Genomic DNA, 6903 nt, shown 5'->3' on the forward strand with positions numbered 1-6903 from the left:
CTCACCGAAACGTGTGAGGCGGTCGCTGTCCCAGTGGAGCAGCGAAGGGGGCGAAGGCTGGCCGAGCTGGGCGTTTTCCAACCATGATGCGCCGCGGGCCGTGTCGCGCTGGGCGAGCCCTGAAAACCGCAAGCAGGCGGCTGATCTGCTCATGCTGTTGCTGCTCAGCTTGCGGGGCAATGCGTTCATCTATCAGGGCGAGGAGCTCGGCCTGCCGCAGGCTGTGGTTCCGTTCGAACATCTCAAAGACCCTGAAGCGATTGCCAACTGGCCGCGCACGCTCGGCCGCGACGGGGCGCGCACACCGCTGCCGTGGATTTCGGGCGCGCCGAACTCAGGCTTTTCTGGCGGCGAGCCCTGGCTGCCGGTTGATCCGGCGCATGATGGTCTGGCAGTGGACGTTCAGGAGGGCGACGCGCAATCCAGCCTGCATGTGACCCGCGAGCTCGTAGCCTTGAGAAAATCACTGCCAGCCCTGCGGCTTGGCGAGCTGCACTTTGTCGAGGCTCCGGAGGGTGTTCTCTCCTTCGAGCGCAGGCTGGAGGGGCAGTCCGTCAGCTGTGTTTTCAACATTGGCCAAGTGACGGCAAGCTTCGGCCCGCCTGTAGGAAATACAGCACATATCATTGCAACTCAGCTTGGACGCGTTAACCGTCCAGTGTCTCTGCCCGCCCATATTGAGCCGTGGACAGGATATTGGGCCATTTCCGGCAAACGGGGAGGCCGGGGGGCGGACTAGACATGGCAAATTCAGGATCTCGGCAATCGAGGAAATCGACACGGCTCGAGGACCTCGCCAAACGGGCCGGGGTGTCGATCTCGACGGTATCGCGGGCGTTGAATGACAGCCCGGCCATCAACCGGCGCACCAAGCAGGCGATCTGGGAACTGGCCAGAGAGCTTGACTATCCCTTCCGCCAGCGCATGCCTGCCGGCCCCATCGGCGCTGAAGCCACGATCGCGGTCGTCGTGCCGCAACCGCAGGCTCGCGACGGCAATGTCTACGACCCGTTCTTCATCGAGCTGCTCTCAGGAATCGCCGAGGCGGCGCGTGAGCGCAGCTGCGATATGCTGGTCAGCCACATCACGCCGACCAATTATGATGACCTCGCATTTGCGATGAGCACGAGCCGGGCCGACGGGGTGATCTTCATCGGGCAAAGCTCGCTGCATTCGGAGTTCAACAGCCTCGCCAACAAGGACAGCCGTTTTGTCGTCTGGGGCGCTGAACTGCCCGAGCAGAGCTATTGCTCTATCGGCAGCGACAATCCGATGGGCGGGCGCCGGGCGACTTCACACCTTGCCCGCCTTGGCCGGCGCAAGATCCTGTTTCTCGGGGACACCGAAGCGCCAGAAGCCACACAGCGCTATCGCGGCTATCTCGACGCCCTCGACAAGGCAGGCATCGATGCGCGCCCTGAATGGTATCTGCCGGTGCATTTCGAAGTGGAATCGGCAGAAGCGGCGATCAGCAGCCAGATCGAGCAGGGGCTCGACTTCGACGGCGTCGTCGCGGCGAGCGATCTCATCGCCTTTGGCGCCATCCGTGCGCTCCAGGCGAGCGGCCGCAGTGTGCCGGAGGATGTCTCCGTTGTCGGTTATGACAATGTTCCGTTCAGCCGTCTGGCGCGGCCCGCGCTGACAACGGTCTCGCAGGATACCGCCAAGGCAGGACGGCTGCTTGTCTCGAAACTGGTCGATTCCAAAGGCGGATCGCGCCGCTCGGAGCGCTCACCGACTGAGCTGATCGTGCGCGCCTCCTGCGGCGCCTGAGCGCCGAGGACACAGGCCTGACCGGTGTTCTGGTTAACGCTATTGCGCCAATTCTACAGCGCAGTTTGCCGGAGGCTTAAACGCCTCGACCTAGTCTGATGAGCAAATCGTGAGGACGAGAATACCATGCAGATGAATCCAGTCTTGACCCTTGGCCTATCCATTACCTGCGGCGCTGCTGCGCTCCTTGGCGCCCGGTTATTTCTATCGCCTGATGACAAGGCCGGCGCGCCGGCCGAGCTGACAGTCATGGAAGTCGAGATGCAGGACGTGCTAGTCGCGGCGCGAAACATTCCGCGCGGGGTCCGGCTCGAAGAGGAATGGTTCGACCTTGAATCGCGCCCGGCCGAAGAAGTGCCTCTCGGCGCGTTCAATTCCTTCAAGGAGTTCAATGAGCGCTCAAACGGGCGGCCGACCCTGATCGAACTGACCGCCGGTGAAATGCTGTCGGAGAAGTTCCTTCTGTCTGAAGGCCTTCGCGGCTCGCTCGCATCCAAGATCCCGCCGGGCTACCGGGCCTATTCGGTCAAGATGACGGACGAGTCGGGCGTTGCCGGCTTTGTGCTTCCGGGTGACCATGTCGATGTCATCTTCTATCAGCGCGGCAAGGAAGGCCGGCTCTATTCGGACCAGACCGCGTCTAGCTCTGCCGTGGCCGGCCCTGTCGCCGATGTGCTGCTGCAGAATGTCGAAGTCCTCGGTGTCGATCTGAATGATGACATGACGGCTGCTTCGCCAAGCCCGTTCAGCACCGCGACTTTGGCGGTATCCCTCGAGCAGGCCCAGCGCCTGTCGGTTGCCTCGGAGCTCGGTGAGCTGTCGCTGGCGCTGCGCGGCAGTGCCGATGAGGAGTTCCAGGAAGCAACGTCGATCAGCCTCGGCAAGGACGCCCGGCCTGCACCGGTCGCCCGCATCGCGCCGCGCCGCCTCGTCGCCAAGGCCCCAACCGTCTCAACCGTCGAGGTTATCCTCGGCAATGAGACCTCCTCCCACAGCGTTCCGTCATCGCAATAAGACTTTGACGGCCGCTCCGTCGGCCTGACCTTTCACACACAGCCGAGCAGCCGGATGCCCACCTAGGTGACCGGCTGCTTGCGTTTGACCTGTGGGGAGTTGCCAGGCCTCGGCCGCCTAGACCTGAGACATCACGTCTGCGATGCGGACGACAGCCGGCAGCATCAGAACGGTCAGCAGGGACGGGAAGACGAACAGGATCAGCGGCACGACCAGCTTTGCCGGCAGGGCGAGCGCTTTTTCCTCGGCATAGAGCATGCGCTTCTCGCGCATGTCGGCGGCGAAGACACGCAGGGTTTCGCCGACGCTTGTGCCGAGTTCTTCGGACTGGCGCAGCATGGTCGCCAGCGCTCTCGCTTCATCGAGACCAAGACGGTCGGCAAAATTCTTCCAGGCCTCGGTGCGCGCGCGCCCGGCGCGGGTTTCGAGGTTCATGATCTTCAGATGGTCTGCAAGGTTGGGATAGCGCTGGACCAGTTCGTCCGACACGCGCTGCACCGCGCCGTCGAGGCTGAGCCCGGCCTCCACGCAGGCGACCATCAGGTCCATCATGTCAGGGAAGCCTTCGCGGTACTGGTCTTCGCGCTTCGATATCCGCTTGTCGAGCAGGAAGGAGGGGGCAACGAAGCTGATCACGGCCAGAGCCACCGAAGCCATGATGAAGCCGCGCTCCGGCATGAACTGATCGTAGAATTGCCAGGTTGCGATGAGGACAATCTGCGGGACGATCAACGCTACGAAACGCACGCCGATATAGATGTAAGGTGCCGACTTTGAGTAGAAGCCGGCCTTCATGAGCCGGTGGCGGACCTTGGTCGTCTCTTCGGAATTGGGATCGGTGAAGCGCCGGCCGATCGACTCGATCAGCGAGTTCTTCGGCTTTTGCGGATAGGCCTTGCCTTTCGGCTTGCGCGTCTCGCCATCCTCGCTTCTGAGGCGGTCGCTGATCTGGTTCTTGTCGCGCACGGACCGGAACACTGTGCTGCCGAGCACAAGCATGGCGGCGCCCATCACGATCATGATGATCGTGATCGTCGGTGTATGGTTGCTCATCAGGTCTGCAGGCATCGCTCGCTCCTCAGACCTTGAAGTTGATCATCTTGCGCATCATCAGATTGCCGACCGCCATCCAGAGGACGCAGCCGCCGAGGCCGTACTGGATGATCTTCTGATCGATGACATCGCCGTAGAAGTGCGGCGTCAGGAGATGCATGGCGATGAGGACAATAAAGGGCGCTGAGGTCAGGATCATTGCAGAGGCGCGGCCTTCGGACGAGGCTGCCTTCACCTTGAGGCGCATTTTCTGGCGGGCGCGCACCGTCGCCGCATTGACCTTGAGCAGGCTGGCCAGGTTGCCGCCTGTTTTTGCCTGGAGGCGGACAGTTGCGGCAAACAGTTCGACGTCCGGCTGCCTTGTGCGCTCGGCGAGCTTCTTGATCGCCTCTTCCAGGCTGGAGCCATAGGATATCTCGTCTGCCGCCAGACCGAATTCAGAGCCGATCGGGTCCGGCATCTCCTTGCCGACGAGCGCAACGGCGGTGGGCACGGGGTGGCCGGCTTCAAGGCTGCGGACGATCACTTCCAGCGCATCGGGCAGCTGCGCGCCGAGCAGCTTTTCGCGGGCGCCGGCTTTCATGTTCAGGAACAGGACCGGCAGGAGCACGCCTGCGGCCACGGCTGCGCCGGCCGAGATGAGAAAGCTGCGCAGAAACCAGAAGCTGACGCCGGCTGCGACAATGGCGAGGCCAGCAGAAATGGCGGCCCAGAGCGATGGATTGAAGGCCAGTCCGGAGCGGGTAACCAGCGTGTTGAACCAGCGGATCGCCATGGTCTGGTTGCCATCCTTGTCGAGCCCGCGCTGGCGGCGCAGCTCGACAATGAGATCGGCAACGGACGCCTGGCTTTCCTTGACCTTGAGCCGCTGATTAATCCTGGTCTTGGCGAGCGCCGTCTTGCCGAAGCCCAGCACCGATTGCATCGCCATGAAGGCGGACGCAAAGGCCAGGACGTAGATGAGGCCAGAGACATCCATCGCGCTATTTCGGCACGGTCAGCAGCGGGTTGGACGGATCGAAATACTCCATGGGCAATTGTACGCCGCGGCGCTGCATTTCATCGAGGCATTTCGGGCGCAGGCCCGTGGCGCGGAACTCGCCGACGACAGTGCCGTCTTCCTCGGTGCGCAGGCGGTTGAAGGTGAAGATGTCCTGCATCTGGATGATCTCGCCTTCCATGCCGGTCACTTCGGTCACATGGGTGATGCGGCGCGAGCCGTCCGACAGGCGCTGGGCCTGGATGATGACACCGATGGCAGAGGCGATCTGGTGGCGGACGGCCTCAGCCGAGATACGCAGGCCGCCCATGGCGACCATCTGTTCGAGACGGCTGATCGCCTCACGCGGATTGTTGGCGTGGATCGTTGCCATCGAGCCTTCATGGCCGGTGTTCATCGCCTGCAGCATATCGAAGGCTTCTTCGGACCGGACCTCGCCCAGGATGACGCGGTCAGGGCGCATGCGCAGGGCGTTCTTTACCAGTTCGCGCTGCCGGATCTCGCCCTTGCCCTCAAGGTTGGGCGGGCGGGTTTCCATCCGCGCAACGTGCGGCTGTTGCAGCTGAAGTTCGGCGGCGTCTTCGATCGTGATCAGGCGCTCCTTATGGCTGATCGCCTTTGAGAGGGCGTTGAGCAGCGTCGTCTTACCTGAGCCTGTGCCGCCGGAGATGATCGTCGTCACCCGGCATTTCACCGCGCTGTGAAGAAACTCGGCAACTTCCTTGGGCATCGCCTGGAATTCGATCAGTTTTTCAAGCGTAAGCGGCTTCTTGGAGAATTTCCGGATCGAGACGAGCGGCCCATCAATGGCGACAGGTTCGACAGCGGCATTGACGCGCGAACCATCGAGCAAGCGGGCATCGACCAGCGGCTGGCTTGCGTCGACGCGCCGGCAGAAAGCCGAGACGAGGCGCGAGACGATGCGGCGCAAATGAGCATTGTCGCGGAACTTGGCCTCGGAGAGTTCGAGCTCGCCGCGGCGCTCGACATAGACCTGGTTGTATCCATTGATGAGGATATCCGAGATGGTCGGGTCTTCGAGCAGGGGCTCAAGCGGCCCAAGGCCCGTCATTTCATGATAGACGCTGTCGGCAAAATTGGCGACCTCGGCCTGGTTCATCGGGATCCGCTCATCGCGCACAATCTCTGTGACGAGCCGGCGGACCTGCTTTTTCATCTCGGTCTCGTCCAACTGGTCCAGCATGGAGAGGTCAAGCTCATCGATCAGCTTGTTGTGAACCCGCAGTTTTGCGTCGAGCAGATCGAATGAGGGCGGGACGTGATCTTCGTCAGCGTCTGCGGCCGCCTCTTCAGCATCATCGGCCCCGAACGCTGGCTGAGGCTTTTCCGCCGTCTCGGTGTCGAGCGATTGCAGTGTTTCATCGAGGCTTTTTTCGTCCTCGGCGGGCGCTGTCTGGCCCTGCGCTTTTGAAAGAAGGGAGAACCTGGGCATCTAGGCCTCCTTTCTCTGTTTTGGCGCGCCGGTTTCGCCGTCAAACCCGAGCTCGAGGTGTTCGATCAGCATTGCGACGTCCTTTGAGATCTTGTTGCCAGGCTTGGCTTGGCCCACTGCTTGGCCGAAATTCACGGCCGTCAGCGCAGCGTCCCAGTCAGATGAGACGGACGCGTAGACCGGGCGCCCAATCGCGTCTTCGGCCTGCGATACGGTCACCGTATTGCCGAACACTCTCTTGGCCATCCGGTTGAGAACGATTTTCGGCGTAGCGATATTGTCGGAGGCGTCTTCAAGCTCCTCGGCGCGGTGGCGCGAGGAATGGAGCGCCGGGACGGTCAGCTCGCTGACAATGAGGCACTCATCGGAGCCTGTAACAACTGCGCCTGTCCATGGCGTCGGCCAGCGCGGCAGATCGATGACGACCATGTCGTAGGAAGAGCAGGCGACATCCAGCATCTTCAGGATGGCTTCCGGCTTGATGCCGGTCCACATCCGGTTCGAGCGCGGTGCGGACAGGATATGAATTCCATTCTTGTGGCGCGTGATGAAGGCCTGGAGGAGCGCATCGTCGATGCGGTCGGCAGACTGGGTGAGCGCGGCCTGGTTC

At 62.2% G+C, this 6903-nt stretch carries 7 protein-coding genes; 3 read left to right on the plus strand and 4 right to left on the minus strand.

Translation table 11 applies throughout. The features are described from left to right. The 3 genes from WA989_RS17160 to cpaB all read left to right on the plus strand — a co-directional run. The coding region (locus tag WA989_RS17160; RefSeq protein ID WP_424341699.1) for an alpha-amylase family glycosyl hydrolase at positions 1-739 on the plus strand (739 nt) is incomplete at its 5' end. Positions 740-741: 2 nt separating this feature from the next. Then, on the plus strand, positions 742-1773 hold the full coding sequence (locus tag WA989_RS17165; protein WP_424341700.1) for a LacI family DNA-binding transcriptional regulator: 1032 nt from the start codon (positions 742-744) through the stop codon (positions 1771-1773). 126 nt (positions 1774-1899) lie between these two features. Further along, complete coding sequence (cpaB, locus tag WA989_RS17170) at positions 1900-2787, plus strand: Flp pilus assembly protein CpaB (protein ID WP_424341701.1); 888 nt, start codon at positions 1900-1902, stop codon at positions 2785-2787. Positions 2788-2904: 117 nt separating this feature from the next. On the opposite strand, the gene WA989_RS17175 is transcribed toward cpaB, so the two are convergent. From WA989_RS17175 to WA989_RS17190, 4 genes are all read right to left on the minus strand, one after another. Next, complete coding sequence (locus WA989_RS17175; protein WP_424341702.1) at positions 2905-3855, minus strand: type II secretion system F family protein; 951 nt, start codon at positions 3853-3855, stop codon at positions 2905-2907. A 10-nt stretch (positions 3856-3865) separates the two neighbouring features. After that, on the minus strand, positions 3866-4819 hold the full coding sequence (locus tag WA989_RS17180; RefSeq protein WP_424341703.1) for a type II secretion system F family protein: 954 nt from the start codon (positions 4817-4819) through the stop codon (positions 3866-3868). Positions 4820-4823: 4 nt separating this feature from the next. After that, the gene (locus WA989_RS17185; protein WP_424341704.1) at positions 4824-6293 is read right to left on the minus strand and encodes a CpaF family protein; all 1470 of its coding nucleotides are present in this window, start codon (positions 6291-6293) and stop codon (positions 4824-4826) included. Continuing rightward, a partial coding sequence (locus tag WA989_RS17190) for an AAA family ATPase (RefSeq protein ID WP_424341705.1) occupies positions 6294-6903 on the minus strand: 610 nt, incomplete at its 5' end.

The sequence above is a fragment of the Henriciella sp. genome, assembly GCF_049649345.1.
In the GTDB taxonomy this organism is placed as follows: Bacteria; Pseudomonadota; Alphaproteobacteria; order Caulobacterales; family Hyphomonadaceae; genus Henriciella.

Coding starts and splice junctions, on each gene's coding strand:
- WA989_RS17165 (WP_424341700.1), top strand. CDS start 742: ATGGCAAATTCAGGATCTCGGCAATCGAGGAAATCGACACGGCTCGAG.
- cpaB (WP_424341701.1), top strand. CDS start 1,900: ATGCAGATGAATCCAGTCTTGACCCTTGGCCTATCCATTACCTGCGGC.
- WA989_RS17175 (WP_424341702.1), bottom strand. CDS start 3,855: ATGCCTGCAGACCTGATGAGCAACCATACACCGACGATCACGATCATC.
- WA989_RS17180 (WP_424341703.1), bottom strand. CDS start 4,819: ATGGATGTCTCTGGCCTCATCTACGTCCTGGCCTTTGCGTCCGCCTTC.
- WA989_RS17185 (WP_424341704.1), bottom strand. CDS start 6,293: ATGCCCAGGTTCTCCCTTCTTTCAAAAGCGCAGGGCCAGACAGCGCCC.